Source organism: Methylocystis sp. IM3 (assembly GCF_038070105.1).
In the GTDB taxonomy this organism is placed as follows: Bacteria; Pseudomonadota; Alphaproteobacteria; order Rhizobiales; family Beijerinckiaceae; genus Methylocystis.
Genome location: NZ_JBBPBZ010000001.1, coordinates 80,521 through 106,506, shown reverse-complemented (window position 1 = coordinate 106,506; position 25,986 = coordinate 80,521). Strand labels below are relative to the sequence as shown.

Below are 25,986 nucleotides of genomic sequence, written 5' to 3'. Positions count from 1 at the left end.
CCTTAAAGCGGATACAGGGCTTCGGGCTTGCCCGGATCGTAGCCTGTGGTGCGCTCTGGTCTGTTGTGCCGCCACCTTGGCTCTTTGTTCAGCGTGTTGTTGGTGAGCCGGCGCAGATTTCGGATCAGATAGCCATAAGGAGCGACGAGCGTGGAGGAGATGCGCGCGCCAGGAGGTTCGTCCATAAAGGGCATGAGCTTGTCCGGGAACCCTGGCATTGTACAGCCAATGCAAATGCCGCCGACATTCGGGCACCCTCCGACACCGCCGATCCAGCCGCGCTTTGGCACGTTGCATTGGACAACGGGACCCCAGCAGCCGATCTTCACGAGGCATTTGCGAGAGCCATACTCATGCGCAAACTGGGCCTGTTCATAATATGCGGCGCGATCGCAGCCTTGATGCACCGTCATGTCGAAAAGCCACTTGGGCCTCAGCGCATCGTCGAGCGGGATCATGGGCGCCGCTCCCGCTAATTGCCGCAGGAGATAAAGCAGCGTCTCCATAAAGTTGTCGGGTTGTACCGGGCATCCGGGCACGTTGACGATTGGAAGTCCCGCCTTGGATTTCCAATCCCAACCGAGATAATCGGCGACGCCCATACAGCCTGTTGGGTTGCCCTTCATTGCGTGAATGCCGCCGTAGGTGGCGCAGGTTCCGGCGGCGATGACCCCGAGCGCCTTCGGCGCCAGGCGGTCGATCCACTCATTTGTTGTGATCGGTTGTCCGGTCTTGTGATCGGTACCGAAAGCCGCCCAATAGCCGTCGCCGCTCAGTTTCTCGTTGGGAACCGAGCCTTCGACGACCAGCACGAAATTATCGACTTCGCCGCGGGCCGCCTGGTGAAAAATCTGCAAGAACTCGTCGCCGACCTCATAGGCCAGCACCGGATTGTGAAGATGCACTTTTGGTAATCCGGGGACCGCCCCAAGAAGCACGTCCTCTATGCTGGGCTGGCTGGCGGCCGTGATCGAAACCGTGTCTCCGTCGCAACCCAATCCGGCCGTGATCCAGAGGATGTGCAATTCTTCGACCTTGGGCGGTTTTTGTGTCTTGCGACCATAAGGAACGGCGACAGGCATGATGGCGCCCTCTCGCGTCAGAATATCCCGGCAGGCCAACGTCCCTTGACGAAACTTTGTTCCAACTAAACGCGAATAGAGGAAATCGCTGTTAGCGGCTCAAGTCACAACTCTCTAACAAAAATGAATAAACTCGATTCACCCTAAGCTGCGGGTTTCATGCAAAATCTAAAGCGTCTCCTCACTCTTCGGCGGTGCTCGCCTTGAGCCGATAAATTCGAGCAATAGTTTTGGATTGCGGCGCAAACTGTTCCGACTTTGATGTGAGGTCGAGCAACAAGTTCGTAATTCGGGGGAACCCTCGCTCGTGTCTATCCGCCTCGATTCTGCTGAAAAAGGACCAAGGGAAACGGTCGAGATCCGCGTTCGTGGATGCGTGCAAGGCGTCGGATTTAGGCCGAATGTATGGCGAATAGCGCGGCAATGCGGATTGGCAGGCGAAGTCTATAACGACTCGGAGGGAGTCGTGGTGATCGTCGGCGGAGCTAGCAACGACATCGAGGCCTTCATAACACGCTTGCGCCGCGAGGCGCCGCCCCTCAGCCGGATCGACGCAATTGAAACTCGTCCTTTCAAAGGCGAACCGCCACTGGTGTTTCGTATTGCGGAAAGCCTTCGTGGCGGCGCAGATACGCAGATCGCGCCGGATGCGGCAATCTGCGCAGCCTGCGCCGATGAGCTCTCCGACCCCTCGTCGCGCCGCTACCGCTACGCCTTCACCAATTGCACGCATTGCGGGCCGCGCCTAACGATCGTCTACGGCGTTCCTTACGACCGCACTATGACGACCATGGCGCCTTTCGCCATGTGCAAAGCGTGCGCGCGGGAATACGCAGATCCTGGCGATCGTCGCTTCCATGCTCAGCCAATCGCATGCCCGGTCTGCGGACCGCGCCTGTCTCTTGCCAGGCTGGAGAACGGATCGCTCGATTGGGTTGGTGCACAGGATGCGCTTGCGGCCGCCGCTCAGCTGATTCGTGCGGGCGAGATCTTAGCAATAAAAGGCCTTGGCGGTTATCAGCTTGCCTGTGACGCGACCAATGAGACTGCCGTGAATCGCCTTCGCCAGCGTAAGCGCCGGGACGCAAAGCCTTTTGCCTTGATGGCCGAGGGTCTGGCCATGGTTCGCAACCATTGCCGCCTAAGCGAGGAAGAAGCGGAGCTGCTTTCCAGTCCGTCCGCGCCGATCGTCTTACTTGAAGTTGAGGGCCCTCTCCGTCTACCGCGCACTGTTGCGCCGGGGTTGAATACGCTCGGCTTTATGCTGCCGACGACGCCATTGCACCTTTTGTTGATGCGAGCGGTCAGCAGGCCGGTGATCATGACGAGTGGCAATTGGTCGGACGAGCCGCAGGTTGTCGACGATGCAGAGGCGCCGAGACGGCTTGGAGCGATCGCCAGCCATGTTCTGACGCACAATCGGCAAATCGCGACTCGTGTCGATGACTCGTTGGTTCGGGTCATGGACGGCGCGCCGCGCGTGCTTCGTCGCGCCCGCGGCTTTGCGCCGGCGCCGATCCGCTTGCCGTCAGGATTCAGGCAGGCGCCGCCTTTGCTGGCCTTTGGCGGGCATCTGAAGGCGACTTTCTGTCTGCTCAAGAAGGGTGAGGCAATCCTCTCGCAGCATCAGGGCGATCTTGAAGATGCGGCGACCCTCGACGATTATCAAAGAAATCAGAAGCTCTTCGCCAAGCTGTTCGAGCATGCGCCGGAAGCGCTGGTCGTCGATCGGCATCCCCAATACGCTTCGTCAAGGCTTGCGAAAATCTATACCGGCGCGAATCTGCCGCTCATAGAAGCGCAGCATCATCATGCGCATGTAGCAGCCTGCCTAGCCGAGAATGGCTACCCGCTCGATGCGTCGCCGGTGCTCGGGATCGTGCTCGACGGCGTTGGCCTGGGGGACGACTGCGAGATCTGGGGCGGCGAATTTCTCCTTGCCGACTATCGCGACTATCGGCGGCTGGGTTCGCTCAAACCGGCGCCGATGCCCGGCGGCGAACAAGCGGCCCGCGAGCCGTGGCGCAATCTTTACGCGCAGATCGCGATGGCGATGGGTTGGCGCGCGTTTGCGGCCGACTATCGCGAACTCGAAGTCTACGACTTCCTCGACGCCAAACCGCGCGCGACGCTCGACGCGATGATGAGCCTTGGTCTCAATGCGCCGCTCGCCTCCTCATGCGGCCGACTATTTGACGCATTTGCCGCATTGCTCGGCTTGTGCCGGGATCGGCAGGCCTATGAAGGACAGGCCGGCGCGTTGGTCGAGGCGGCCGTGACCAGCGGCCCGATGTGCGAAGCCGGTTCAGGCTATGCCTTCGAGATTGTCTCCTCAGCGACGGGACTTGCTCAGATCGATCCAGCGCCGATGTGGCGCGCGGCGCTTCAGGATTGTTACGACGGTGTTGCGCCAGGCCTGATGGCGGCGCGCTTTCACAAAGGTCTGGCTGAAGCGGTGGCGGAACTGGCGGCGCGGCTGCGGGAAGACGGCGCGCGATCCTTCGACACGGTCGCGCTTTCCGGCGGCTGCTTTCAAAACCGCATTTTGTTCGAAGAAACCGTGCACAGGCTTCGCGCTGCTGGCTTCGCCGTCTTGTCGCACGCTCAAGTTCCGACGAACGACGGCGGCCTGTCGCTCGGGCAAGCCGCGATCGGCGGGGCGCTGCTTATTCGGCAAGGTTGAGGAGAGGCGGCATGTCCAGCCAAAGCAATCTCAAGGAGCTTTATCCGTTCCTCTATGGCGAGGCGCAGCCGGAGACGTTGGACGCCGCCCTGCTTGCCGCCGTGGCGGAAAAGGCTCGAGACTCGCGCGAGATCAACGCCAGGGCTTTCGAGGACCAAGCCGGCGTTCTCGTCGCCGCCGCGAGAAGCCTTGCCGACGTCTACCGTCACGGGGGCCGGCTATTCACCATGGGCAACGGCGGTTCGAGCTGCGACGCCGCGCATATCGCAGTGGAATTCCTGCATCCCATCACCGCCGGGCGCCCCGCGCTCGCGGCGATCAATCTCGTCGCCGATCTCGCCATGCTTTCCGCGGTTGGCAACGACCTCGGCTTCGAACATGTCTTTTTGCGTCAACTGATCGCGCAGGGCAGCGCCGGCGATGCCGTGATCGGCGTATCAACCAGCGGCAACGCGGCGAATCTCCACGCGGCCTTCGCCAAGGCGAAAGAACTGCGCATGGTCACGGTCGGCCTCGCCGGCGGCGACGGGGGCAAAATGAAATCGAGCGGTCTCGTCGATCATTGCCTGGTGGTGCCGTCGTCTTCCATTCATCGCATCCAAGAATGTCACGTGGCGTGCTACCATATCCTTTGGGATCTCGTTCACACTTTGCTCGCTGACGATCGCGGCTCCGCAACGACGAAGGGAGCCTCGGCATGAAATATGTCGAAGAGTTTCGCGATAGCGCCAAGGCGCGCGCGCTCGTCAAGGAAATTGAGCGTCTGGTCGCCGTTATCGGGCCAGATGACCGACCGATCCGCATTATGGAGGTTTGCGGCGGGCATACGCATTCAATCTTCCGCTACGGCCTTGAAGGCATGCTGCCGAAAAGCATAGAACTAGTGCATGGCCCAGGCTGTCCCGTCTGCGTCCTGCCAATGGGACGCGTTGACGATTGCGTAAGTATCGCGCAAGGCGAAGGCGTGATCTTCACCACGTTTGGCGACGCGATGCGTGTGCCTGGCTCGACGAAGAGCCTGCTGCAGGCGAAGGCCGACGGCGCCGATGTCCGCATGGTCTATTCGCCGCTAGACGCGCTGACCATCGCGCGCAAGGACCCTGATCGACAGGTCGTCTTCTTTGGCCTTGGCTTTGAGACGACCATGCCGTCGACCGCGCTCACGATCTTGCAGGCGGAGCGTGAAGGCGTGGAAAACTTCAGCGTCTTTTGCAATCATATTACGATCGTGCCGACCATCAAGGCGATCCTCGACAGTCCGGATCTCAGAATCGACGGATTTCTCGGTCCGGGACACGTGTCGATGGTTATTGGCACGGCTCCGTACGCATTCATCTCCAGTTTTTACAAGAAGCCGATGGTAGTCGCTGGGTTTGAGCCGCTCGATATCCTGCAGTCGATCTGGATGCTGCTGAAACAGATCGCTGAGGGTCGTTGCGAGATCGAGAATCAATATGGGCGCATCGTCCCAGATCAGGGCAATGATGCAGCGTTGAACGCCGTGAATCGCGTATACGAACTGCGCGAATTCTTCGAGTGGCGCGGTCTCGGTTCTATCGATCATTCCGGCGTCAGGCTGCGGGAGGCATATGCGCGTTTCGACGCGGAACGGAAATTCGCCCTGCCGAATGTCCGGATCGCCGATCCAAAATCTTGCCAGTGCGGCGAAGTGTTGAAGGGCGTCATCAAACCATGGCAATGCAAGGTCTTCGGCTCCGCCTGCGCGCCCGAGACGCCACTCGGGGCGCTGATGGTGTCGTCCGAGGGCGCTTGCGCCGCCTATTACCAATATGCCGGTCTCAAGCATCCACAGGCGGCAGAATGAATCCCCTCCCTCCCATCGTGAAGCCGGCTCGCGCGCTCGGAAAGCTCTTCGTGCGCAGCGTAACGCTCGCGCATGGCGGCGGCGGCAAGGCGATGAAAGATTTGATCGACGACGTTTTCATTCGCGCCTTCGATGGCAGCGGCCTCCCGCTCGAAGACCAGGCGCGAATCGAGCTCGCTGACATTGCCGCGCGTGGCGATCGGCTCGCATTCACCACCGACAGCTTCGTCGTCGACCCGCTGGTCTTTCCCGGCGGCGACATCGGGAAGCTCTCCGTATGCGGCACGGTCAACGATCTTGCGGTTGGCGGCGCAAGGCCCTTCTACCTTTCATGCGCGGCGATCATTGAAGAAGGCCTCGCAATCGACGAGCTTCGGCAGATTGTCAATTCGATGAGCGCGACCGCGCGCGAAGCGGGCGTCAAAATCATCACGGGCGACACGAAGGTCGTTCAACGCGGATGTTGCGACAAGCTTTTCCTCACGACGACTGGCGTCGGCGTCATCCGTGCCGGCACGCGTCTCGGCGTCGATCGGGCCCAGGTCGGCGACGTCGTCCTGGTTAACGGCATGCTCGGCGATCACGGCGCCGCCATTCTTTGCGCCCGCGGCGACATGATGCTGGAGGCGCCGATCGCCAGCGACTGCGCCTGCCTGCACGGTCTCATCGAAGTGCTTCAGGACGCGGCTCCGGACGTTCGCTTCATCCGCGACGCGACACGTGGCGGCGCCGCCACTGTGTTGAATGAAATCGCCGAAGCGTCGGCCGTCGCGATCGAGATTGATGAGGACGCGACGCCCATTCGAGCGGAGGTTAAGGCGTTTTGTGAGATCCTGGGGCTCGATCCACTTTATCTGGCCAATGAGGGCAAAATTGTCGCCGTGGCGCCGGCGACGCAGGCCGATGACGCACTCGCGGCGATGCGCGGGCACGCTCTCGGGCGTGAGGCCTGCCGAATCGGCCACGTCACCGGGGGCGAAGGCGGACGCGTGACGATGCGCACGAGCCTTGGGGGGCGCCGGATCGTCGACATGCTTGTCGGCGAACAATTGCCTCGCATCTGTTGAGCGCCTGGAAGGTAAGGGAGCGAATATGTGCAAAACCTGTGGCTGCGGAGACGAAGCGCAAGCGAAGATTACCAACATGCAGACGGGAAAGCAGGTGGACCTCGAGGGGGAGACTCAGGAACACGCGCATACGCATGATCATTCTCTGGATGATCACACGCACATCCACGCCGATGGGACCACGCATAGCCATACTCGCGAAGATGACGACGATCATCATCGCCATCATCATGGGGGCGCCGAGCAGGGTCAAATCTTATCATTGCAGCGACGCCTGCTGGCTAAGAATGACGCCATCGCTGCGCAAAGCCGCGTCTGGCTTCAGGGACGCGAAATTCTGGCCTTGAATATCATGAGTTCTCCGGGCGCCGGAAAAACGACTCTGCTCGAGCGCACCATCGCCGAACTGAAAGATGAGGTGCCCCTGTTTGTGATTGAGGGCGATCAGGCGACGTCCGTTGATGGAGAGCGCATGCGTGTGGCGGGGGCATCGACGGTTCAGGTGAACACCGGCGCCGGCTGCCATCTGGAAGCTGACATGATCGCGCGTGGACTGATGGAGCTGCGTCCTTCCACGGGTGCGATCGTGATGATCGAGAATGTTGGCAACCTCGTATGTCCAGCGCTGTTCGATCTAGGCGAAAGTTGCAAAGTCGTCATCCTGTCCGTGACAGAGGGCGAAGACAAACCGCTCAAATACCCGCAGATGTTTCAGGCCGCACGCCTCATGATCATCAACAAAATTGATCTCGCACCCTACGTGGAATTTGACCGGGAACGCTGTCTCGTTAACGCGCGCCGCGTCAATCAAAATATTGAAGTCATTGAACTCTCGTCAAAAACGGGCGAAGGATTTTTGACTTTGCGAGCTTGGCTCTTGCAAGAGTTGGCGCGGACGCGCGACGAAACCTGGCGCTTAAGCGACGGATTCGCCCCGAAGGCTTGATTGAAATGCATTGACAAATAAGATAGTCCTGCAGGGACAGAAGCGACCTGATCGCTCGGGTCACTATTTCTGACGTGGCTCTGTTGTCGCGATTTCGGGCGGCGGTCTTGTTCTACGAGACGCGGCGGCGGCGGCCAATGTATCCGCCGCAAGGCGCACTTCTTCCTGGATGGCCGTGTCGGCGTCGAGTTCCTCGTGGCTCGTCGCATAGGGCTTCCAATAGCCAATATAGCGATCGAGCTCAGCAACGGCTCCCGCCGCCTCGAGATGCATCGAGCTAAGCCAGTCTGACAGCATCCGCCAGAGCGTTTCTGCGCCCTCGACATCGCCATGCACGACGATGGAATATTCGCGGCCGGCTAAATGGCGCGGATAGGGCCAATCCGCCAGTTCGAGCTCCTTTGCAAGCGCAACATTCTTGCCCTGGGTCCGTGTTGGATCCGGATTGCCGCCGTCAGCGCAGACAAGGGGATCGATCATCAACTTTCAGCCCGAAGGAGCCTACCAATTCACCGGCGCAAATGCGCCGCTCGCTCTTGTTTTCTTCATCGGCGCGCGGGCGCACATCATTTCCGCAGCGATGGCTCGCAACCTGTTTCTAGCCTTCTCGGCGATGATGGGCCTGTTCTAATGGCCGCTTCCATGGCCTATCTGTTGGCCCGCATGCAGCTGATGATGTCCGCGCCTTCGCGGTCGCACGTGGCGATCACGCATCAGAGCTTTAACGCAACGTCTGAGCTGGCCTTTCCAAACGAGACGATTACGCCTGAATGTCCAGAGTTCCTGAGGCAACTCCCGAACCTGATGCCGAAGCACGAGAAGCTGCAACGGGTGAGAGCTATGCGATTAGGTCGGGCGACACTCTACGGGCAAATCGCCGCCCGAAATTACGGCAATGCGCGGCAGTGCGTAGAATCAAAAGAGCCACTCCTGGCCTTTCTCCAGACGGTTACGCGTCGGCCAGGTGATCAAATCGCCGCAAGCGGGCGCTTCGCATTAGCGCAAATCAAGAAGGAGCTGCGGCGGGTATGTAATCGAGCCCAGGGAACAGCGAACGGAGAGCGGGCGATCGGTTGATTGGTGCGTATTCTAGGAGAAAGCCATGCAACGCCGCGAATTTATCGTCGCCATGGGCGGGGTCGCCGCCGCTGCTTCAGCTTCACAGGCTTTTGCCCAAGCTGCCGGCGAAGGCGGTGGAATGGAAGACATGCACCCGCCGCTTTACAAAGCCCTCGGAAAAACCAGCATCGATTGCGTGGCGACGGGCAATGATTGCCTCAGGCATTGTTTTGGCATGTTCTCTATGAAGGATACGAGCATGGCCGCTTGCGCCAATGCGACATACCAGCTCGTCGCCGCGTGCGGGGCGCTTGCCGCGCTCACCTCTGTCAATTCACCACACGCGCACTCGCTCGCAAAGACCGTCGAGAAAGTTTGCGACGATTGCAAAAAGGAATGCGACAAGTTTCCCAAGGTTGTCGAATGCAAAGCCTGCGGCGACGCCAGCCAGAAATGCGCCGAAGAGTGCCGTAAGGTTTAAGCCAGCGGACGAAAGTGGGCAGAAGCTTATGAAAGCCAGTAGACGTCGGCAACTGACTGCTTCGATCGCTCTGGCCGTCGGCCTCGCGTCGGGGGCGGTCGCGCAGAATAAGGAACCGCCAGTCGGAAAGGCCGAAGGCGTCATCCGAGGCGTCGACCCCGACGAGCATAAGCTCATGATTGCCCATGGGCCAATTTCCGGAGGCATCGATATGCCTGCTATGACGATGGCCTTCCAAGTCGCGCCCGGCGTCGATCTTTCGAGCTTGGAGAAGGGCCAGACCGTCAAATTCACGGTGACGCGGGACGACAAAGGTCGCTACCTGGTCACGGGTATCAGCCGACAGAAATAACACGGGGGTCGCGAATTCGACCGTTAGCAGTAGCAAGAGCTCAGCGTTGGATTCGGAAGGAATGCAGCAATGATTGAGACGCTGAAGGGCTTCGCGCCGGACACGATCGCGCTCAAAGGGAGCGGTTTCGTAAGCGGTGCAGACTACGATACGGTCCTTGTACCGGCTGTTGAGCGAACGCTGAAGCACTACGATCGCGTCCGCGTTTATTACGAAATCGCACCGGACTTCACGGGGATCTCTCTGAGCGCAATGTGGAAGGATTTCTGGGTGGGCGTCCGCCATATCACGCGCTGGAAGCGTATCGCCGTCGTCACCGATGTCCCCTGGATCAAGCGGCTAGGTCGTACGTTTGGATTCATCCTGCCCAGCGCGACGAAAGTGTTTACGGTTGCCGACGCTACCGAAGCCCGTAGGTGGTTGGAAAGCGCTCGATAAGGGCGTAACCAGGTGTCCGCACACTGCCCCGGTCTTGAGCAATTGCGCTTGAGTCCGCCACTTTGGGTGCTCGCTAGCGTCGCGGGTAGGCCAGAGTAGGTTGCGGCCGGGCCCATCAAAAAGGGCGTGGGCATCGTCGACACTCGTCGGCGCTCCTTTCGAGGACCGCAAAGGTTCGAATCGGTCCAAGCATTGTTTCCGCTCACGCCGAAGGTATTCTCAATTGGGGGAACGACAGCTTGAAGGTCGCGCCGCCGATCGTGCCCCCGCACGTGGGGTTTGAGGTGCGATGCGCTTTTCTTGGCTTATCCACGGTTCGTCGTCGTCAGCATATTCAGCACGGGACATGGCGGCGCGGGGTCATCAGAGCAGCGAGCGATTGTCTTCGCAAGAAGGCCTTCCAGTCTGGCGAGGTCCGCGAGTTTCGCCCGCACCTCGTCGAGATGTTTCCGCGCAATCTCTCTCACCTCCGCACAAGAGGCGCGTGACGGCTCGGCGAGCGCCAGCAGGGCGCGGATTTGCTCGATGTTAAAGCCAAGCTCGCGGGCGCGGCGGATGAAGGCCAGCCTGCGGATATGGGCTGGCTCGTAGGCGCGGTGTCCGCTCGCGGTTCTTGCGGGCGGCGGCATGAGCTTGATGCGCTCGTAATAGCGCACGGTCTCGAGATTGACGCCCGCCGCCGCCGCGAGCTGCCCGATGGTCAAGGATTTCACGGATTATTCCTCTTGCACCCGTAGTCGCTACGGGGTGCAGGATACCGCGACCATCGAGCAAGAGCGAGACATGACCGTCAACGACACAGCGCAAGAAACAACGCCAGCCGCTTCGTCTCCCGCCCACCTGCCAGCCTCCCCGAAATGGTTTGCCGCCCTGGGGCTTGTCGCGGGATTGGGCGCGGTCGTCGCCTCTTCGTGCTGCGTGATCCCGCTCGGGCTCGCCGCGCTTGGCGCGGGCGCGGGCGTTCTCGGCGGGCTCGCAATGATCGCCGAATGGCGAACGCCATTTTTGCTGGTCAGCGCCTTGGCCATTATCGGCGGTTGGGGGGCATGGTGGTTGAAACGCCCTGTTGCGTGCACCTTGGGCGAGAGCTGCGCGTCGCCGCAGCGCTCACGCGCAACGTTGGCGCTTCTGCTCTGCGCCTCGCTAACCGTGCTGGCGGCGGCAAGTTGGGGCTACATCGACCCGGCGCTGCTCAAGCTGTTTCGGAGCCGCTGATGCAGCTCGTATCGATCATCACCTGCCCGTCCTGCGGGCGCCAATCGGCTGAGACGATGCCGACCGACGCCTGCCAGGTCCTCTATGAATGCAAGGGCTGCGGGGCGCTATTGAAGCCGAAAGCGGGGGACTGCTGCGTCTTCTGCTCCTATGGGGACATCCCGTGCCCGCCAATTCAGGAAGCAAGGGAGCAGCGCCCCGCCGCCTGCTGCTTCGGCCCATAGAAGACCAAGAGCCTTAACTGGGAGGCGCTTTGCATAGTGCTTGACTTGGATGATGTTTCCACCATATTGGAAGGATGGAAAAACAAGAAGCCATCGCCGCCCTTGTCGCCCTCGGTCATGAGACCCGCCTGGATATTTTTAGGCTGCTGATGCAAGCCGGGCCGGATGGGCTCCCTGCGGGGCGGATCGGCGAGCGGCTCGGCCTGCCGCCCGCGACGCTGTCTTTCCACCTCAGCCAGCTTAAGCACGCGGATCTTGTGACCTTCCGCCGCGCAAGTCGGTCGCTGATCTACTCGGCGGCTTATCCGGTCATGAACGCGCTGCTCGCTTACATGACCGAAAATTGCTGCCAAGGCGCAGCCGCCTCTTGCGAAGCCGCCGCTCCTTCAATCTGCCAGCCAAAGGGAAGCAATGAAACGCCTGCACGTGCACGTGTCCGTTGAGGACCTTTCGGGGTCTGTCCGCTTTTACAGCGCGCTTTTCGGGACTGAGCCGACCGTCGCCAAGCCCGATTACGCAAAATGGATGCTGGATGATCCGCGCGTAAATTTCGCGATTTCGGCGCGCGGCGGAAAGGCGGGCGTCGATCATCTCGGGATTCAGGTCGAGACGCCCGAAGAGTTGAGACAAGTCTATAGCCGCCTGCAACAGGCCGAACGGCCTGTGCTGGAAGAAGGCGCGACAACCTGCTGCTACGCCAACTCCGAGAAAGCGTGGACCTCCGACCCGCAAGGAGTCTTGTGGGAGACGTTCTTGACAACCGGCGACAGTACTGTCTACGGCGATGACGAGAAGCTCGCAGGTTTTCGCACCGGCCGCAGCAAGCCGGAGGCTTCCCCCTGCTGTGGCCCCAAGCCTGCGCCGGTTATTGAAACCGCTTGTTGTTCTCAAACGGGATCCAACAAATGACCGACCGCGTCTACAACGTGCTTTTTCTCTGCACTGGCAACACTGCTCGCTCGATCATGGCGGAAAGCATTCTCCGCAAGGACGGCTCCGGCCGTTTCAACGCCTTCTCGGCGGGAAGCCATCCCAAAAGCGTTATCAACCCTTACGCCTTGAAGACTCTGGAGGCCTGTGACTATCCGATTGACGGCTTTCGCTCGAAGAACTGGGAGGAGTTCGCGGCTCCCGGCGCGCCAGTGATGGATTTCGTGTTTACGGTCTGCGATAACGCGGCCGGCGAGGCCTGCCCGATCTGGCCGGGTCAGCCCATGACCGCGCACTGGGGCATTGAAGACCCGGCTGCGGTCGAGGGCTCAGATTTGGACAAGCAGCGCTCCTTCGCGCTCGCTTTCCGATACCTCAAGACCCGCATTTCGCTCCTGCTGGCGACGCCTATCCACCGCCTCGACAAACTCAAACTGAAAGCGCGTCTGCGCGCGATCGGCGAGTCCGAAGGCGCCTCTCATGGCCACAAGACGGACGCCTAATGTGACGATCACCATCTATCACAACCCCGCCTGCGGGACCTCGCGCAACACGCTAGCGATGATTCGCCAAAGCGGCGAAGAACCAAACATCATCGAGTATCTTAAAGACCCGCCGACGCGCGAGCGGCTCATCGAGCTGCTGAAGGCTATGGGCATCTCCGCGCGGGAACTGCTACGTCAAAAGGGGACGCCCTATGACGCGCTCGGCCTTGGCGACCCTAAATGGACCGAAGACGAACTGATCGGCTTCATGCTCGAACACCCCGTCCTGATTAACCGGCCGATCGTCGTGACGCCGAAAGGCGCGCGGCTATGCCGGCCGTCAGACGCCGTGCTCGATATTCTCCCCAACCCCAACATTGGCGACTTCACCAAGGAAGACGGCGAAGTTGTCCCCGGCAAGGCCTCCTTACTCTGACTTTTCGAAAGGCGCCAAATGACCACTATCCAGGTTTTCGATCCGGCCCTTTGCTGCAGCAGCGGCGTCTGCGGCGTCGAGACTGATCAGGCGCTTGTCTCCTTTGCGGCGGATGTCGATTGGGCGAAAAGGAACGGCGTGCAAATCGAGCGCTTCAATCTCGCCCAGCAACCTCTGGCCTTCGCCGACAATGCGACCGTGAAAAGCTTTTTGGAGCGCTCGGGCCAGGAGGCGCTTCCGCTAAGCCTCGTTAATGGCGATATCGTGCTTGCCGGACGTTATCCCAACCGCGCGGAGCTGGCGCGCTGGGCGGGCGTCAAGGAAGCGGCCGAAGCGCAACAGGGATCATGCTGCGGCGGCAAGACCTCTTGCTGTTGAAGACGATGAAATTCCTTGAAAAGGCGCCGCGTTTCCTCTTCTTCACCGGCAAGGGCGGCGTCGGCAAGACCTCGGTCGCCTGCGCAACTGCGATCCGGCTCGCGGAGGCCGGACGCGGCGTGCTGCTGGTCAGCACGGATCCGGCGTCGAATGTCGGCCAGGTCTTCGGGATCTCGGTCGGAAACAAGATCACCGCAGTTGACGCAGTTCCGCGGCTTTTTGCCCTCGAAATCGACCCGGAGGCGGCGGCGCAAGCCTATCTCGACCGTATCGTCGGCCCGGTGCGCGGCAAGCTGCCGGAGGCCGTCGTCAAAGGCATTGAGGAACAGCTTTCGGGAGCCTGTACGACCGAAATCGCCGCCTTCGACGAATTCACCGCGCTTCTGACCGATACGGAAATCACCTCGGCTTACGACCATATTGTTTTCGACACCGCGCCGACCGGCCACACCATCCGCCTGCTGCAACTGCCCGTCGCCTGGTCGGGCTTCCTCGACGCCGGGAAAGGCGACGCCTCATGCCTTGGGCCGCTGGCGGGCCTTGAGAAGCAGCGCGCCCAATACAGCGCCACTGTGCAGGCGCTGGCGAATGGGCTACGCACCCGCCTCGTCCTTGTCGCCCGCGCCCAGAACTCCGCGCTGCGCGAAGCGGCGCGCACCCATGGCGAGCTGGCGGCAATCGGCCTTACCCAGCAATTCCTGATCGTCAATGGGCTGTTGCCCGAGGAAGAAGCGGCGCTCGATCCGCTTGCCAAGGCAATTCACCGACGCGAGCAAGCGGCCTTGGCCGCGATCCCCGAGGCGCTTCGCGCGCTGCCCCGCGATGATGTGCCGCTCAAACCGTTCAACCTCGTCGGCCTCGACGCGCTGCGCCAGCTCCTTGTGGAAACCGCGCCCCAGCCGGACGCGGCGGGAGAGCCGGTCGCGCTCCGCGCACCCAGCCTCGCCGATCTCGTGGATGACATTGCGGCTGACGGCCATGGGCTGGTCATGCTCATGGGCAAGGGCGGCGTCGGCAAGACGACGCTGGCGGCGGCGGTTGCCGTTGAGCTGGCGCGGCGCGGGCTACCGGTTCACCTCAGCACTTCCGACCCTGCCGCGCATCTTACTGAAACGCTGCATGGCTCCATGGCCCATCTGACGGTTAGCCGTATCGACCCGCACGCCGAAACCGAACGCTACCGGCAGGAGGTGCTGCGGACGAAAGGCGCAAGCCTTGATGCCCAAGGGCGCGCTTTGCTCGAAGAAGATTTGCGCTCGCCCTGCACCGAGGAAATCGCGGTCTTTCAGGCTTTCTCGCGCATCATCCGCGAGGCCGGCGAGAAATTCGTGGTGATGGACACGGCGCCAACCGGCCATACGCTGCTGCTCTTGGACGCGACGGGCGCCTATCACCGCGAGGTCGCGCGCATGCTCGACGCCAAAGGCGCGCATTACACGACGCCGATGATGCAGCTTCAGGATTCGAAGCGCACCAAGGTCCTTCTCGTCACCTTGGCGGAAACCACGCCGGTCCTCGAAGCAGCCAATCTGCAAGCCGATCTGCGGCGCGCCGGCATCGAACCATGGGCATGGGTCATCAACAACAGCGTGGCGGCGGCGCGTCCGCGCTCGCCTCTCCTACGCAAGCGCGCGCAAAGCGAGCTGGCGGAAGTGGAGAAGGTGGCGACCGCCCATGCCCGCCGCTACGCCGCCGTGCCGCTTCTTGAGGAAGAACCCGTCGGCGTCGAACGCCTTCTCAAACTGGCCGCGCCCCTCAGGGAACCGGTCTAAGCCTGCTTTAGAGGAAGAGTAACGGCCATGAGTGAAGCCTCAACACTCTCGCATCCGCCTCAAACCCGCCAAGCGCCCGCCATGGGCGTTTTCGAGCGTTACCTGACGCTTTGGGTCGCGCTCTGCATCGTCGCGGGGGTGGTCCTTGGGCAGGCGATGCCTGCGGTCTTCCGCGCCATCGGCGGGGCGACGGTCGCGGAGGTCAATTTACCGGTCGCCGTGCTGATCTGGCTGATGATCATCCCGATGCTGCTCAAGATCGACCTTGCGGCTCTGGGGCAGGTCAAGGAGCATTGGCGCGGGATTGCGGTGACGGTCGGCATTAACTGGCTGGTAAAGCCCTTCTCCATGGCGCTGCTCGGCTGGCTGTTCATCTCCCATCTATTCCGACCCTACCTGCCGGCTGACCAGATCGATAGCTATATCGCGGGCCTGATCCTGCTGGCCGCCGCGCCCTGCACGGCCATGGTCTTCGTCTGGTCGAACCTCGTCGATGGTGAGCCGCATTTCACGCTGTCGCAAGTCGCGCTGAACGACACCATCATGGTGATCGCCTTCGCGCCGATTGTCGCCTTGCTGCTCGGCCTCTCCTCCATCACCGTGCCCTGGAACACGCTGCTGCTGTCGGTCGTGCTTTACATCGTCGTGCCGGTCATTGTCGCGCAACTCTGGCGGCGGGCGCTGCTGGCGCAAGGCGGGCAGGACGCCTTGCAGAAGACGCTGGCGCGGCTCGGCCCGCTGTCGCTTTCGGCCCTGTTATTGACGCTCGTCATTCTCTTCGGCCTGCAGGGCGAACAGATCATCGCCCAGCCGCTCGTCATTGGCCTGCTGGCGGCGCCGATCCTGATCCAAGTCTATTTCAATGCGGGCTTCGCCTATCTGCTCAACCGGGCGCTTGGCGTCGAGTGGTGCGTCGCCGGCCCTTCGGCGCTGATCGGCGCCAGCAACTTTTTCGAGCTTGCCGTCGCGACGGCGATCGCACTGTTCGGCTTCCAGTCCGGGGCGGCGCTGGCGACCGTCGTCGGCGTCCTCGTCGAGGTGCCGGTCATGCTCTCCGTCGTCCATATCGTCCGGCGCTCGCGCGGGTGGTATGAACAGAGCGCGGCTTCGTGATCAGAGAAGACAAAGATGTCGAAAAACCCACTTCGCCACCACACGCCTGACGACGACCCGGAAGCCGGCACGCCCGGCACAGGCGAGGATGTCTGCCCCGATTGCCACGGGACAGGCAAACAGACTGATCAGAAAACCGGCCAATCAGAGCAAGAGCCCTGTGAGCGCTGCGACGGAACTGGTCGGATTGTTGAGGGAATTGGCTAGACGCCATGGGCGAACTGGAAGAGGCGAAAGCCAAGGCCGCCGCCGCCTACAACGCGGCGGCGGATCATTTTGACCACCCCGTGAGCTCCTTCTGGCACCGCTTTGGGCGGCGCACAGTTGAACGCCTCGGGTTGCGGGCGGGAGAAACCGTCCTCGATGTGTGCTGCGGAAGCGGCGGCTCTGCGCTGCCTGCTGCCGAAGCAGTCGGGCCACAAGGCAAAGTCGTCGCGGTCGATCTCGCCGAACGACTCGTCGCCTTGGGAGAGGCGAAAGCGCGCGCCGAGGGCCTCGGCAATATTGAATTCCAGACAGGCGACATGCTCGCGCTCGGCTATCCCGACGCCAGCTTCGATGTCGCGGTCTGCGTCTTCGGGATTTTCTTCGTCCCCGACATGGCGGCGGCTACCAAGGAGTTGTGGCGCATGGTGCGTCCCGACGGGAGGCTCGGGGGCCGGACCTCTTTGAGCCCGCCAACAGCGCCTTTTGGGAAGCCATCAGCGCGGAACGCCCCGACCTCATTAAGGGCTTCAATCCGTGGGAGCGTATTTCGACGCCTGAGGGGCTGCGCGAGATGCTCCGCGAGGCTGGGATCGAAAACGTGGAAATTGTCGCGGAAGCCGCAAGCCACCCGCTCGGCTCCCCCGAGGATTGGTGGCTGGTCGCCATGGGCAGCGGCTACCGCGGAACCCTCGCCCAACTCGACACGACGACATTTGCTAGGGTGCGCGAGAGGAATCTTGCGCTCCTCGGGCAATGCCACGCCATCACAACGAATGTTGTTTACAGCGTCGCTATCAAATAGAACGCAACATTATCGATCCCCTGCATGCCTCTGGCGTCTTGTCGTAGTGGTGGCTCAGAAACCTCGGCGAAGACAGTCATGGTGGTATTGAGCGCACGGTCGTGCCGCTACTGGGCTGGGAAGGATCCGGCATTGCCTCAACCACGTTAGTGGTCTCGTTCACCCTTCGGTGTCAGTTGGCGTCGCCTCGTTCTGCAACCTCCATTCTTAAAGTTAGAGGGCTGCGCTTGACGCAGTGACGGGTTGAGGACCGAGAGAGAGGCTCTCGGAGCCGTCGTGGAGACGATCGATGATTCACGTGGAGACTTTGGGCGCGGCTCGCGGGCGTGATGGCGGCTACAAAGTGGACGCAAGCCGTGGCGAGCGAATTGGTCGCGTGTCCTCCGAATGGTTTTCTCGCCCTGCGGATGAGCGATACCTCTCCCTGTCGGATCTGTTCGCCGCCGTGCGTGGCCGGACCGAGCGCAGCCGCACGCGGACAATCGAAAGCGCCGCAATCCGAGTGGAAGCCAGCCGCGACGACGCCGAACGGCTTTTACTTGCGGTGCCGGGTTCCGACAGTCCGGTCGCGATGACCCATTGGAGCTTTGGTCAACTCGCAAGCCTGGTCGGGGCGCCGCGGCTTACCTGCGCCAACTCCCAGCCCCGCTTGCCGGGCTTCTGGCCGCGTCCGTGCTCGGGGGAAAGGCGCGAGCACCTTCCCCCATCGCTGGACTGCGCGCAAGCTCAAAACGGATGCCTCGGAGAGCCACAGGCGCAAGGGAGCAATTTCGGGCAGTCGCACTGTCTGGATACCGCCTGTTCGATCGCCATCATAACGGCTGCTTCTCGGTATGGCTTGCTCACTACAAATGCCGTTTCCCTGAACGACGGAGGCACCAACTGCGGGCAGGCCGTTATAACGATGACCGCGACCTCTTGCTCTTCAAGTATGTCTTCGACCGCCCGTATGCCAGAGCTGCCGTCGTCGAGCCTGACATCACTCAAGATCAGGCCGATGGGAGCGAGCTTCGCCAGAGCAATCGCTTCAGCAGAGGTCTTCGCCATGCCCGACACGCGAAGCCCGAGTTGCTCCACGATGCATGCAAGGTCATCGGCAATGATTGATTCATCCTCGATGATAAGGATTTGTCTGAGTGCCCATCTCATCGTATCCCTTCGGCGGCGGCCGCCTGGCGTTGGACTCGGTTTTTGGGATAGCTGGCTGACGGGTGGCGCGACGATCGTGTCCACTTCTATTACAAGCGGGCACTATCGCCGATGTCGCGCAACGAGCGAAGCGTTGCATCGCGTACAAGCCCGATTGGGCGTCTCTCAGCCAGCTACCGAGCTTGGTGGCGCTCTTGCTTTTGATCAGGCCCCTGAACCGCATGGCGAGCCGACGCATTGTCGCGAACTCTGGCCAGTCCTTTTTCATGGCATCGACTTTTGCAGCTTGATTGACGGTCAACAGCCCGCGCGGTTTGATGCAGAGCGCGGCGGCGACTATCGGCGAAATCGAACGTCCGGTCGCCGGATCCAGTGGCTGCGTCCTTGGAGCAATCGGAGCGGTCCTTGTGGTTTTGCGTTTCGGATTACGCCATTTCGCCAGCAGCCGTTCGAGATTTGAGAAACTGCCGGTGTAACCACGCGCTTTAATTTCCTGGAACAGGCGACGACCGCGCACGCAACCTTCTGACCAGCGGCGCGAAAGATAATCCTCGAAATGCCACGGAGACGTCGTCTTCGGGGCCGAAGCGCTCCGTTGAGGAAGCGCTTCGGCTCGGATCCATTTGGCGACCGTGCGGCGATCGAAGCCCGTCTGTCGCGCGATGTCCATCACATTTCGACCCTCCCTGCGTAGCGCGCGAACCCGATCGAAGACCGCTTGCCTTGAACGCTCATTCGCCACTCTAGTGAGGCGGCGGTGTTCAGCGCCGCCATGCTTGTCTCTCACGCTGGCGACCTCTTCGCCGTCCGCCGGCAACAATGGACGTGCGGAAAACCCTGCTGCACGGCCGAGTTGCGCCTGAACGGCCTCGCGCAGGTTCTGTAGGATATGAAAACGGTCGGCGATTTGCCGTGCCTGCGGCGCGCCCTCGTGTGCGCCCTGGGCGAACGAACCGCAGCGATCACGGCTGATAATCTCGACGCCAGGATGCCGCTTGAGCCAGTCTGCAGTCATGCCTGCCGCGCGTTCCGGGAAGAGATCGAGCACCTCCCGTCGCTCCAGGTCCACGATGATGGTCCCGTAAGTGGAGCCCTTGCGCCAAGCCCAATTATCGACGCCCACAACCCGCGCCGTCTCTTTCGATCTGCGCGCCTTTACCCGTCGTTTCAAACAGCGAAGGATCGTGTCGTCACTGGTCGGCATGCCAATTCGCTTGATCAGGCGCTCTCCCGGACGCCCGCCCACGCCATGGCCGAGAAGATAAATGATTTCTGTGGGCCGCTCGGTGCGACGCGCTCGGGGCGCTGCGACATCGGGCAGTAGCGCGGTGAACGTCTTACGCTCGCAGGCTTCGTTTCGACACCGCCAGCGCTGGAGGCGAAGTTTTACAGCAACAGGGGCGCCTTGCGCCGGCAAATCTTGTAGATGGCGCTCATGCCAGCCGTATCGGCGCGTCGAGCGCTTCCCGCAGTCCGGACAGACACCAGACCCGACGGCCGCCGCCGAGATCAGCCATTGGCCAGCCATCTGTTTTGCGTCCAGAATTCGGACGCCCTTCCCCAGGGACCAAATATAGTTTCTTGCCACGCGGTCAAGCTATGGCCTTGCTCCCAGTCGATCAAGGGTGCAACACAAAGTGAGGAAGACCCACGAAACGTGAGAATTTCGGCGGTCCATATTCTCACGTATCGTGGCTTTTTTGATTTGGAATCGGAAATTCTCAAGCCAAGATGGCTCCCGACAACAGGCTTCAGCGCAAGATAGATCTTCGCCCCCGGCGCGAACTGAAGCATCAAAGATCGCCCAGCACGGACAAATGACGCAGCGCCTCGGCGTCGCGCCTGACGGCGTCATGCCGAGACTGCCCTTGCAACTGTAAGCGGCTAACCTGAGAGCCACAAAGCCACTGGGGACTTCCCTGGGAAAGCAATCCGAGGCGGTGACCCGTGCTGCCATCATTCGTGGTCACGTGCGAGAGCGTCGGGTGGGGTGCACCGAGGCGGTCTAAAACTGTCGCCGCGCGCCCCGGGCGCAAAATCGGCAGCCGAAGACCATTCAAAGTGACGGCCCACGTTGCTGCGAAATCCTGGCTTCCGTAGCCCCTGTTTCAAAGCCAAAAAGTAAGAAATCCCTTGTATTTTCTCAATCAGTGACTAAGTCAAGTCAGTCTGGTTACCGCGGGGCGAAGCGTCTGCCGCGCGGCGACCTCTTCAAGAACACCGATCATGTGGCGAGGCGTCCGTTCTATGGAAATGGCGCGCCATGGAAACCCGATTCACAAAGTGGAAGCTCGGAATGGCTTCGGTGTGATCGAGATTCCTTCGATTTTCGGGATCAAGGCTGGCTTCGCTTTAGCACTCATTTGCTTGATGTCCCTCCAACGAGCCGAGCGCGTGAAGCACGCCGCGACGCCCAGTCAGGAATAAACTCAATGGCTAAAGCTGATCTCGGCGAGAAGCGTCGATGTTTGAGCTGTACCACGCTCTTTTTTGACCTCAATCGCAACCCGATTGTTTGTCCCAAATGCGCCGCGGTTTTTCAAGTCGTCGAGATTGTGCGCTCGTCAACTAAATACGCGCGGCCGCGCCCTTCCGAATACACGGCGAATGCCCAGCCGGACCCGTCACCGGCTGAAGCCGTTACATTGGACGACGAGAGCGAAGAGGAGGTAGAAAGCGCGCTCCCCGAAGCGGAGTAGAATCATCATACCCAGCAGACCGAAGGGATGAGCCGAGGGCGTCGCGCGTCGACAAAGGACACAATGACACAAGACCGGGAAACCCATCGGATCGAGTCGTTCAGTGATGGAGTTTTTGCAATTGCCATCACGCTTCTTGTTCTGGAAATAAAGGTGCCGAGTCAGGACACAGTCGCAACGCGCGGCATGACCCTCGCGTTGCTCGATAACTGGCCCAGTTATCTCGCTTTCTTGATCTCCTTCATCACCATTCTCGTCATCTGGTCTCACCATCACTGGATCTTCGCCGCAATTCGGCGGGCGGATCTTGTATTAGTTTATTGGAACGGCCTGCTGCTTCTTTTTGTCACGTTTATTCCGTTTCCTACCGGGTTGCTCTCAGAATATCTCTTGCATCCAGAAGCTAAAGTTGCGGCGAGCTTGTACACGGGGACGTTTCTTGCCATTTCGCTTGTATTTCAAGGGCTATGGCTTCACGCCTCTAAGCAGGGAAAGCTGCTGGCGATAGACGCAACAACTTCGGAGGAGGAGAATGCCCTGAGGATCACCAGTCATTACAAGCTTGGCCCGATCCTCTATTTTGGCGCGTTCGCAACGTCTTTCATCACCGAGATCGGAAGCGTGACGATGTGTCTCCTGCTAGCGCTATTTTTTGCATTTCGTGGCTGGCCAAGCGAGGTTCGAATGATATAATCTGTCAAAAGCTTGCCTAGACGATGTCTAAAGGCTGAGCGCGAGCCCTGTGAAAGACGGGCGGCGCTGTCCCTCCCGCCCCACACAAGAAGCGCCAGAGAAGGGGTCTTCGTCACTTTCCGGGGAGGTCGATTGTGGGATTGGCAGCATTCGTGCCCGCAACAATTCGATGCCCGCGCGGCAGAACATGGCCCGCTTGAGGGTTTTCAATCTGTTGATTTGGCCTTCGGCCTGGCCACTGCTCCATGGTTCGATGATAGCGTTCTCGACGGCGTCGATGCCGCGGGCAAATGTCCGCGCGAACTGCTGTAGGGCATGAATGCCCGAATGGCGCGCATCTTCGAGCCAAGAGACGAGCTTGTCGGGATCGGCGCCTCGTAAAAGGCCACGAAATCGCATCGCCAGCGCATGACGACAAAGCTGGGAGAGGCTTCTTTTAACACGGCCACCTTGGCGACCTGAGAATGGTTGAGCATGCGCGTCGGCTTCATACAAAGAGCGGCCGCGACGAGGGGAGAGATTTGCCAGCCCGTCGCGGGATCGATAGCGCGCTCCTCTATTGCCAGCTCTCTCCGCCGGCTTGTCTCGGGACGCTCCACGCGCCGCCATTCAGAAAGAAAGCGCTCCAAATGGGAGCGGCTGCCTGTGTAGCCGCGATTTCGTACAATGGGTCATCGCAGAATCTTCCCAAGACCCTACGCTAAGGCGCTGATGGAGGTTCGCTGGTATCTTGGCTATGGTGTAGCGCGGATGCCAAGGCATTGAAAAATATTGAAAAGCCGGACTGCTGCGCGAACGAACGTTTTCGCAACAAGGGAGCCGGCGATGAAGAAGCACGAAATCCTCTCGTCGCAGGCCCGTGCGGCGCTGTTCGATCCGCCCTGCGATCCGACGGCAATTATCCGGTACTACACGTTTTCGCCCGATGATTTGGCGCTTGTCCGGAGACGGCGGCGCGATGCCAACCGACTTGGGTTCGCGCTCCATCTCGCCTACCAGCGCTTTCCAGGTCGAGTGCTCGGCATTGACGAAACCCCGCCCGAGGACGTTCTGTCATTCATTGCCAGTCAACTCAGCATCGAGCCGGGAATGTTTCACGAGTATGCTCGTCGAGAGGAAACGCGCTGGGAGCACCTCGGCGACATACAGTCATATCTGGGCGTTCGTCCTTTCAGCGGCGATGATTATCGATATGTCGCAAAGATCGCGACGACCGAAGCGACTGGCACGGACCGCGGCGACGCCATTGTTGCCGCCATGATCGAAGCTCTCCGAACTCGCGGCATTTTGTTGCCGGCGGCGACAATCCTAGAACGCATCGGTCTGGCGGCTCGTGCTCGCGCGCGAAAGCAGGCCCACAAGAATCTCATCGAGGGATTGGAGCAGCGGACGATCAATGAACTACAAGCCTTGATCGCGGTCAGCGACGACAGAGATCGCACGCGGCTCGCCTGGTTGCGCGACGGGCAAGAGGCGCCGACGCAGAAGAACCTGGTCGGGATCGTCGAGCGCCTGCAATTCGTCCGAAGCCTGGGCGTTGGGCCGGATCGCGAGCAACGGATTCATCGCGCCCGATATAGGACGACCGCCAAGGAAACGGCTATTCTCAGCGCATAGCATCTTTCGCGCTTCGACACGCCGCGCCGACTGGCGACTCTGGTTGTGTTCACTGGTGAGATGGAAGCGATCCTCACGGACTCGGCGCTGGTCATGTTCGACAAGATGCTTGGCGGCGTATACCGCCGCGCCGATCGCGCCTACAGAGAAAATCTTGTCCATCGAGCGAAAGCGCTCGATGCATCCGCGCGTGCGTTGCTCCACATGGCGAAAGCCATGTTGACCGCGAAGGAGTCTGGAGAGGATCAAGATGCGGCTGTTGAACGATCTCTCGGCTGGGAACGCCTGAAGGCGCTCGTCGCGGAGACCGAGATTGTTGTTACCAACACGCGCGAAGATAATCTGACCGAAATCGTCGAAAGATATCCGACGGTGCGCCGGATGATTGCGGTCTTGCACAAAACGACTCGTTGCTCGACGCGCTCGATCTGTTGCGCGGACTTTATGCGTCGCGGCCGATGCAATTCCCGCAGCGCCCGCCAACAGGACGCCTGAGGCCGCAGCAAATCCGAGATTGGAGAAAGGCCATGAAGGCTTTCGTAGTTGATAAGTACGAGAAAAAGGGGGCCCTGCGTCTGGCTAACGTGCCGGAGCCAGAGTTGCAGGGGAATGACGTGCTGGTTCAAATTCACGCCGCGGGCGTGAATCTTCTTGATTCCGAGATCCGGGATGGAGAATTCAAGCTCATTCTTCCCTACCGCCCACCGTTCATCCTCGGCCACGATATCGCAGGGACGGTTGTCGGGGCCGACCCCAAGGTCAAGCGCTTCAAGGTCGGCGACGAGATCTATGCCCGGCCGCGCGACCATCGGGTCGGAACATTCGCGGAATTCATCGCGATCGATGAAGCCGACGTGGCGCTGAAGCCCAAGAATCTCAACATGGCGGAAGCCGCCTCCATTCCGCTGGTCGGGCTGACCGCCTGGCAGGCGTTGGTCGAGGTGGGCAAAGTGATGCGCGGCCAAAAGGTATTCATCCAAACCGGCTCCGGCGGTGTCGGGACGTTCGCCATCCAGCTTGCCAAGTATCTCGGCGCGACGGTCGCGACCACGACGAGCGCGAAGAATATCGAGCTTGTCAAAAGTCTCGGGGCCGATGTGGTCATCGATTATAAGACGCAGGATTTCGAGAAGCTGCTGTCGGGCTACGATCTCGTGCTGAATAGCCAGGATCCGGAGACGCTCGAGAAGTCGCTGCGCGTGCTCAAGCCGGGCGGCCGGCTGATTTCCATTTCCGGGCCGCCCGATCCCGCTTTTGCCAAGGCGCTCGGCTTGAACCTGTTTCTGACGCTGATATTGCCTCTTCTGAGCCGCGGAGTCCGCAAGAAGGCCAAGAGGCTCGGCGTTGGTTACTCGTTCCTGTTCATGCGGGCCGAGGGGCAGCAATTGGGTCAAATCACCTCGTTGATCGAAGCGGGCGTTATTCGCCCCGTCGTCGATAAGGTGTTCCCGTTTGTGAAGACCGGAGACGCCCTGGCCTATGTCGAGACCGGCCGCGCGAAGGGCAAGGTCGTCATCGAGGTACGGTAGAAACCATGGATTGGAGGCGATGTCACATTAACCGGCGGGTAGGCTTCGGTGGGCCATTCAGGCTGCATGAACCCCTCGCCCGTCAGCTGTAAGCGCCACCGCTTCCCGCCGCAAATCATCGCCCACGCCGTCTGGCTCTACTTCCGGTTCCCGCTCAGCCTTCGCCTTGTCGAGGAGATGTTGCTCGAGCGCGGGATCGTGCTCTCCAACGAAACCATTCGCCGCTGGGCCGTGAAGTTCGGACCCGATTACGCCCGCCGTCTGATGCGCAAGGGGCCCGGCCGTCGCGACATCTGGCATCTTGACGAGGTTGTCGTCTCGATCAACGGCGAGAAGCGCTATCTCTGGCGGACAGTCGACCAAGACGGCTACATTCTTGACGAGATCGTTCAGGTTCACCGTCACGCGAAAGCCGCTCAGCGATTGCTGAAGCGCCTTCTCCATAAGCAGGTCTGCTGCCCTCGCCACATGATCACCGACAAGCTCGGCTCCTATGCCGCAGCGCGACGGATGATCATGCCGAACGTCGAGCATCGATCGCATAAGGGCTTGAACAACCGCGCGGAGAATTCCCATGTCCGGCTACGAAAGCGAGAGCGGGTAATGCAGGGATTCAGATCGTGGCGCGGGTTACAGCGTTTCGTAGACATTTTCTCCGCACTCCGCAACCTCTTCGTCCCATCCCGACCTTCTCGTCGCTCTGCCATCTCCATCCATCTGCATCGCCTCCAAGCCTTGGCGGAGTGGAGATCTGTGACACTACCCGCCTAAAATCGAGACCAAGGGGGCTTCGCTGCGCTCCGA

Annotated in this window: 30 protein-coding genes and 3 pseudogenes; 27 read left to right on the top strand and 6 right to left on the bottom strand. The window is 60.7% G+C overall.

The annotated features are described in order from the left end of the window. Positions 1-2 precede the first annotated feature (2 nt). Positions 3-1,082: an NADH-quinone oxidoreductase subunit B family protein gene (locus tag WOC76_RS00530; protein ID WP_341102692.1), complete on the bottom strand. Its 1,080-nt coding sequence runs from the start codon at positions 1,080-1,082 to the stop codon at positions 3-5. A gap of 307 nt (positions 1,083-1,389) precedes the next feature. Here WOC76_RS00530 and hypF point away from each other — a divergent pair, with 307 nt between their 5' ends. Genes hypF through hypB form a run of 5 tightly spaced genes read left to right on the top strand, consistent with a single transcriptional unit; the run spans position 1,390 to position 7,603 of the window. Then, on the top strand, positions 1,390-3,765 hold the full coding sequence (gene hypF, locus WOC76_RS00525; protein ID WP_341102690.1) for a carbamoyltransferase HypF: 2,376 nt from the start codon (positions 1,390-1,392) through the stop codon (positions 3,763-3,765). An 11-nt stretch (positions 3,766-3,776) separates the two neighbouring features. After that, positions 3,777-4,466: a D-sedoheptulose-7-phosphate isomerase gene (locus WOC76_RS00520; protein WP_341102687.1), complete on the top strand. Its 690-nt coding sequence runs from the start codon at positions 3,777-3,779 to the stop codon at positions 4,464-4,466. Beyond that, entirely contained in the window at positions 4,463-5,590 is a 1,128-nt protein-coding gene (gene hypD / locus WOC76_RS00515; RefSeq protein ID WP_341102686.1) for a hydrogenase formation protein HypD, read from the top strand. The genes WOC76_RS00520 and hypD overlap by 4 nt, the downstream gene beginning before the upstream one ends. Continuing rightward, on the top strand, positions 5,587-6,657 hold the full coding sequence (gene hypE / locus WOC76_RS00510) for a hydrogenase expression/formation protein HypE (RefSeq protein ID WP_341102685.1): 1,071 nt from the start codon (positions 5,587-5,589) through the stop codon (positions 6,655-6,657). Before hypD ends, hypE begins: the two co-directional genes overlap by 4 nt. 25 nt (positions 6,658-6,682) lie before the next feature. After that, a complete protein-coding gene (hypB, locus tag WOC76_RS00505) occupies positions 6,683-7,603 on the top strand; it encodes a hydrogenase nickel incorporation protein HypB (protein ID WP_341390076.1) in 921 nt (306 codons plus the stop codon). Between the two features lie 63 nt (positions 7,604-7,666). On the opposite strand, the pseudogene WOC76_RS00500 reads toward hypB, so the two are convergent. After that, positions 7,667-8,089, bottom strand: a pseudogene (locus WOC76_RS00500) (NADPH-dependent FMN reductase); the annotation flags it as partial. Between the two features lie 156 nt (positions 8,090-8,245). Between WOC76_RS00500 and WOC76_RS00495 the strand changes: the two are divergent. From WOC76_RS00495 to WOC76_RS00480, 4 genes are all read left to right on the top strand, one after another. Then, on the top strand, positions 8,246-8,680 hold the full coding sequence (locus WOC76_RS00495; protein ID WP_341102681.1) for a hypothetical protein: 435 nt from the start codon (positions 8,246-8,248) through the stop codon (positions 8,678-8,680). Positions 8,681-8,705: 25 nt separating this feature from the next. After that, the gene (locus WOC76_RS00490) at positions 8,706-9,143 is read left to right on the top strand and encodes a four-helix bundle copper-binding protein (protein ID WP_341102680.1); all 438 of its coding nucleotides are present in this window, start codon (positions 8,706-8,708) and stop codon (positions 9,141-9,143) included. Between the two features lie 28 nt (positions 9,144-9,171). Further along, on the top strand, positions 9,172-9,495 hold the full coding sequence (locus WOC76_RS00485) for a copper-binding protein (RefSeq protein ID WP_341102678.1): 324 nt from the start codon (positions 9,172-9,174) through the stop codon (positions 9,493-9,495). 69 nt (positions 9,496-9,564) lie between these two features. Beyond that, a complete protein-coding gene (locus tag WOC76_RS00480) occupies positions 9,565-9,933 on the top strand; it encodes an STAS/SEC14 domain-containing protein (RefSeq protein WP_341390079.1) in 369 nt (122 codons plus the stop codon). Positions 9,934-10,238: 305 nt separating this feature from the next. Here the strand turns inward: WOC76_RS00480 and WOC76_RS00475 are convergent, their stop codons facing one another. Then, on the bottom strand, positions 10,239-10,646 hold the full coding sequence (locus WOC76_RS00475) for a MerR family transcriptional regulator (RefSeq protein ID WP_341102675.1): 408 nt from the start codon (positions 10,644-10,646) through the stop codon (positions 10,239-10,241). 70 nt (positions 10,647-10,716) lie between these two features. Between WOC76_RS00475 and WOC76_RS00470 the strand changes: the two genes are divergently transcribed. From WOC76_RS00470 to WOC76_RS00420, 12 genes and pseudogenes are all read left to right on the top strand, one after another. Continuing rightward, positions 10,717-11,148, top strand: coding sequence for a mercuric transporter MerT family protein (locus WOC76_RS00470; protein ID WP_341102673.1), 432 nt, complete (start codon positions 10,717-10,719; stop codon positions 11,146-11,148). Then, positions 11,148-11,372, top strand: coding sequence for a GDCCVxC domain-containing (seleno)protein (locus WOC76_RS00465; RefSeq protein ID WP_341102672.1), 225 nt, complete (start codon positions 11,148-11,150; stop codon positions 11,370-11,372). The genes WOC76_RS00470 and WOC76_RS00465 overlap by 1 nt, the downstream gene beginning before the upstream one ends. Before the next feature lie 74 nt (positions 11,373-11,446). Next, positions 11,447-11,815 (top strand): ArsR/SmtB family transcription factor, encoded by a 369-nt coding sequence (locus tag WOC76_RS00460; protein WP_341102670.1) that lies wholly within the window; start codon positions 11,447-11,449, stop codon positions 11,813-11,815. Beyond that, complete coding sequence (locus tag WOC76_RS00455) at positions 11,784-12,281, top strand: ArsI/CadI family heavy metal resistance metalloenzyme (protein ID WP_341390082.1); 498 nt, start codon at positions 11,784-11,786, stop codon at positions 12,279-12,281. The genes WOC76_RS00460 and WOC76_RS00455 overlap by 32 nt, the downstream gene beginning before the upstream one ends. Continuing rightward, entirely contained in the window at positions 12,278-12,805 is a 528-nt protein-coding gene (locus WOC76_RS00450) for an arsenate reductase ArsC (protein ID WP_341102667.1), read from the top strand. Before WOC76_RS00455 ends, WOC76_RS00450 begins: the two co-directional genes overlap by 4 nt. A 1-nt stretch (position 12,806) precedes the next feature. After that, positions 12,807-13,223, top strand: coding sequence for an arsenate reductase (glutaredoxin) (arsC, locus tag WOC76_RS00445; RefSeq protein WP_341103023.1), 417 nt, complete (start codon positions 12,807-12,809; stop codon positions 13,221-13,223). A gap of 18 nt (positions 13,224-13,241) precedes the next feature. Further along, on the top strand, positions 13,242-13,601 hold the full coding sequence (arsD, locus tag WOC76_RS00440; protein ID WP_341102664.1) for an arsenite efflux transporter metallochaperone ArsD: 360 nt from the start codon (positions 13,242-13,244) through the stop codon (positions 13,599-13,601). Between the two features lie 5 nt (positions 13,602-13,606). Further along, complete coding sequence (gene arsA, locus WOC76_RS00435) at positions 13,607-15,373, top strand: arsenical pump-driving ATPase (protein ID WP_341102662.1); 1,767 nt, start codon at positions 13,607-13,609, stop codon at positions 15,371-15,373. Positions 15,374-15,454: 81 nt separating this feature from the next. Further along, positions 15,455-16,486 carry an ACR3 family arsenite efflux transporter gene (arsB, locus tag WOC76_RS00430; RefSeq protein WP_341103022.1) on the top strand — a complete coding sequence of 344 codons (1,032 nt, stop codon included), beginning with the start codon at positions 15,455-15,457 and terminating at the stop codon, positions 16,484-16,486. Between the two features lie 212 nt (positions 16,487-16,698). Beyond that, positions 16,699-17,145: pseudogene (locus WOC76_RS24155) on the top strand (class I SAM-dependent methyltransferase); the annotation flags it as partial. A gap of 119 nt (positions 17,146-17,264) precedes the next feature. Continuing rightward, positions 17,265-17,495, top strand: a complete 231-nt coding sequence (locus WOC76_RS00425) for a hypothetical protein (RefSeq protein WP_341102660.1) — start codon at positions 17,265-17,267, stop codon at positions 17,493-17,495. Positions 17,496-17,784: 289 nt separating this feature from the next. Beyond that, positions 17,785-18,155, top strand: a pseudogene (locus WOC76_RS00420) (DUF932 domain-containing protein); the annotation flags it as partial. 66 nt (positions 18,156-18,221) lie between these two features. On the opposite strand, the gene WOC76_RS00415 reads toward WOC76_RS00420, so the two are convergent. Beyond that, positions 18,222-18,644 carry a response regulator gene (locus WOC76_RS00415; protein ID WP_341103020.1) on the bottom strand — a complete coding sequence of 141 codons (423 nt, stop codon included), beginning with the start codon at positions 18,642-18,644 and terminating at the stop codon, positions 18,222-18,224. Then, a complete protein-coding gene (locus tag WOC76_RS00410) occupies positions 18,604-20,172 on the bottom strand; it encodes an ISL3 family transposase (protein WP_341390085.1) in 1,569 nt (522 codons plus the stop codon). The genes WOC76_RS00415 and WOC76_RS00410 overlap by 41 nt, the downstream gene beginning before the upstream one ends. Positions 20,173-21,076: 904 nt before the next feature. Here WOC76_RS00410 and WOC76_RS00405 point away from each other — a divergent pair. Both WOC76_RS00405 and WOC76_RS00400 read left to right on the top strand, forming a co-directional pair. Beyond that, positions 21,077-21,343, top strand: coding sequence for a TIGR02300 family protein (locus WOC76_RS00405; protein ID WP_341102655.1), 267 nt, complete (start codon positions 21,077-21,079; stop codon positions 21,341-21,343). 63 nt (positions 21,344-21,406) lie between these two features. Continuing rightward, positions 21,407-22,036 carry a TMEM175 family protein gene (locus WOC76_RS00400; RefSeq protein WP_341102654.1) on the top strand — a complete coding sequence of 210 codons (630 nt, stop codon included), beginning with the start codon at positions 21,407-21,409 and terminating at the stop codon, positions 22,034-22,036. Positions 22,037-22,063: 27 nt separating this feature from the next. On the opposite strand, the gene WOC76_RS24150 is transcribed toward WOC76_RS00400, so the two are convergent. Further along, positions 22,064-22,531 carry a transposase gene (locus WOC76_RS24150; protein WP_445730565.1) on the bottom strand — a complete coding sequence of 156 codons (468 nt, stop codon included), beginning with the start codon at positions 22,529-22,531 and terminating at the stop codon, positions 22,064-22,066. A gap of 330 nt (positions 22,532-22,861) precedes the next feature. On the opposite strand from WOC76_RS24150, the gene WOC76_RS00390 reads away from it, so the two are divergent. The 4 genes from WOC76_RS00390 (at position 22,862) to WOC76_RS00375 (ending at position 25,953) form a co-directional block, all read left to right on the top strand. Then, positions 22,862-23,653: a DUF4158 domain-containing protein gene (locus WOC76_RS00390; protein WP_341102652.1), complete on the top strand. Its 792-nt coding sequence runs from the start codon at positions 22,862-22,864 to the stop codon at positions 23,651-23,653. Between the two features lie 93 nt (positions 23,654-23,746). Further along, positions 23,747-24,148 carry a hypothetical protein gene (locus WOC76_RS00385; protein ID WP_341102650.1) on the top strand — a complete coding sequence of 134 codons (402 nt, stop codon included), beginning with the start codon at positions 23,747-23,749 and terminating at the stop codon, positions 24,146-24,148. 32 nt (positions 24,149-24,180) lie between these two features. Then, a complete protein-coding gene (locus WOC76_RS00380; RefSeq protein ID WP_341431220.1) occupies positions 24,181-25,182 on the top strand; it encodes an NADP-dependent oxidoreductase in 1,002 nt (333 codons plus the stop codon). A gap of 66 nt (positions 25,183-25,248) precedes the next feature. Further along, a complete protein-coding gene (locus tag WOC76_RS00375; RefSeq protein ID WP_341102648.1) occupies positions 25,249-25,953 on the top strand; it encodes an IS6 family transposase in 705 nt (234 codons plus the stop codon). Positions 25,954-25,986: the final 33 nt, after the last annotated feature.

What these genes read in the sequence shown, in the direction of transcription:
- WOC76_RS00530 (WP_341102692.1), bottom strand. Translation starts at nt 1,082, where the DNA reads ATGCCTGTCGCCGTTCCTTATGGTCGCAAGACACAAAAACCGCCCAAG.
- WOC76_RS00520 (WP_341102687.1), top strand. Translation starts at nt 3,777, where the DNA reads ATGTCCAGCCAAAGCAATCTCAAGGAGCTTTATCCGTTCCTCTATGGC.
- hypD (WP_341102686.1), top strand. Translation starts at nt 4,463, where the DNA reads ATGAAATATGTCGAAGAGTTTCGCGATAGCGCCAAGGCGCGCGCGCTC.
- hypE (WP_341102685.1), top strand. Translation starts at nt 5,587, where the DNA reads ATGAATCCCCTCCCTCCCATCGTGAAGCCGGCTCGCGCGCTCGGAAAG.
- hypB (WP_341390076.1), top strand. Translation starts at nt 6,683, where the DNA reads ATGTGCAAAACCTGTGGCTGCGGAGACGAAGCGCAAGCGAAGATTACC.
- WOC76_RS00495 (WP_341102681.1), top strand. Translation starts at nt 8,246, where the DNA reads ATGGCCTATCTGTTGGCCCGCATGCAGCTGATGATGTCCGCGCCTTCG.
- WOC76_RS00490 (WP_341102680.1), top strand. Translation starts at nt 8,706, where the DNA reads ATGCAACGCCGCGAATTTATCGTCGCCATGGGCGGGGTCGCCGCCGCT.
- WOC76_RS00485 (WP_341102678.1), top strand. Translation starts at nt 9,172, where the DNA reads ATGAAAGCCAGTAGACGTCGGCAACTGACTGCTTCGATCGCTCTGGCC.
- WOC76_RS00480 (WP_341390079.1), top strand. Translation starts at nt 9,565, where the DNA reads ATGATTGAGACGCTGAAGGGCTTCGCGCCGGACACGATCGCGCTCAAA.
- WOC76_RS00470 (WP_341102673.1), top strand. Translation starts at nt 10,717, where the DNA reads ATGACCGTCAACGACACAGCGCAAGAAACAACGCCAGCCGCTTCGTCT.
- WOC76_RS00465 (WP_341102672.1), top strand. Translation starts at nt 11,148, where the DNA reads ATGCAGCTCGTATCGATCATCACCTGCCCGTCCTGCGGGCGCCAATCG.
- WOC76_RS00460 (WP_341102670.1), top strand. Translation starts at nt 11,447, where the DNA reads ATGGAAAAACAAGAAGCCATCGCCGCCCTTGTCGCCCTCGGTCATGAG.
- WOC76_RS00455 (WP_341390082.1), top strand. Translation starts at nt 11,784, where the DNA reads ATGAAACGCCTGCACGTGCACGTGTCCGTTGAGGACCTTTCGGGGTCT.
- WOC76_RS00450 (WP_341102667.1), top strand. Translation starts at nt 12,278, where the DNA reads ATGACCGACCGCGTCTACAACGTGCTTTTTCTCTGCACTGGCAACACT.
- arsD (WP_341102664.1), top strand. Translation starts at nt 13,242, where the DNA reads ATGACCACTATCCAGGTTTTCGATCCGGCCCTTTGCTGCAGCAGCGGC.
- arsA (WP_341102662.1), top strand. Translation starts at nt 13,607, where the DNA reads ATGAAATTCCTTGAAAAGGCGCCGCGTTTCCTCTTCTTCACCGGCAAG.
- arsB (WP_341103022.1), top strand. Translation starts at nt 15,455, where the DNA reads ATGGGCGTTTTCGAGCGTTACCTGACGCTTTGGGTCGCGCTCTGCATC.
- WOC76_RS00425 (WP_341102660.1), top strand. Translation starts at nt 17,265, where the DNA reads ATGCTCCGCGAGGCTGGGATCGAAAACGTGGAAATTGTCGCGGAAGCC.
- WOC76_RS00415 (WP_341103020.1), bottom strand. Translation starts at nt 18,644, where the DNA reads ATGAGATGGGCACTCAGACAAATCCTTATCATCGAGGATGAATCAATC.
- WOC76_RS00410 (WP_341390085.1), bottom strand. Translation starts at nt 20,172, where the DNA reads ATGGCTGGCCAATGGCTGATCTCGGCGGCGGCCGTCGGGTCTGGTGTC.
- WOC76_RS00405 (WP_341102655.1), top strand. Translation starts at nt 21,077, where the DNA reads ATGGCTAAAGCTGATCTCGGCGAGAAGCGTCGATGTTTGAGCTGTACC.
- WOC76_RS00400 (WP_341102654.1), top strand. Translation starts at nt 21,407, where the DNA reads ATGACACAAGACCGGGAAACCCATCGGATCGAGTCGTTCAGTGATGGA.
- WOC76_RS00390 (WP_341102652.1), top strand. Translation starts at nt 22,862, where the DNA reads ATGAAGAAGCACGAAATCCTCTCGTCGCAGGCCCGTGCGGCGCTGTTC.
- WOC76_RS00385 (WP_341102650.1), top strand. Translation starts at nt 23,747, where the DNA reads ATGTTCGACAAGATGCTTGGCGGCGTATACCGCCGCGCCGATCGCGCC.
- WOC76_RS00380 (WP_341431220.1), top strand. Translation starts at nt 24,181, where the DNA reads ATGAAGGCTTTCGTAGTTGATAAGTACGAGAAAAAGGGGGCCCTGCGT.
- WOC76_RS00375 (WP_341102648.1), top strand. Translation starts at nt 25,249, where the DNA reads ATGAACCCCTCGCCCGTCAGCTGTAAGCGCCACCGCTTCCCGCCGCAA.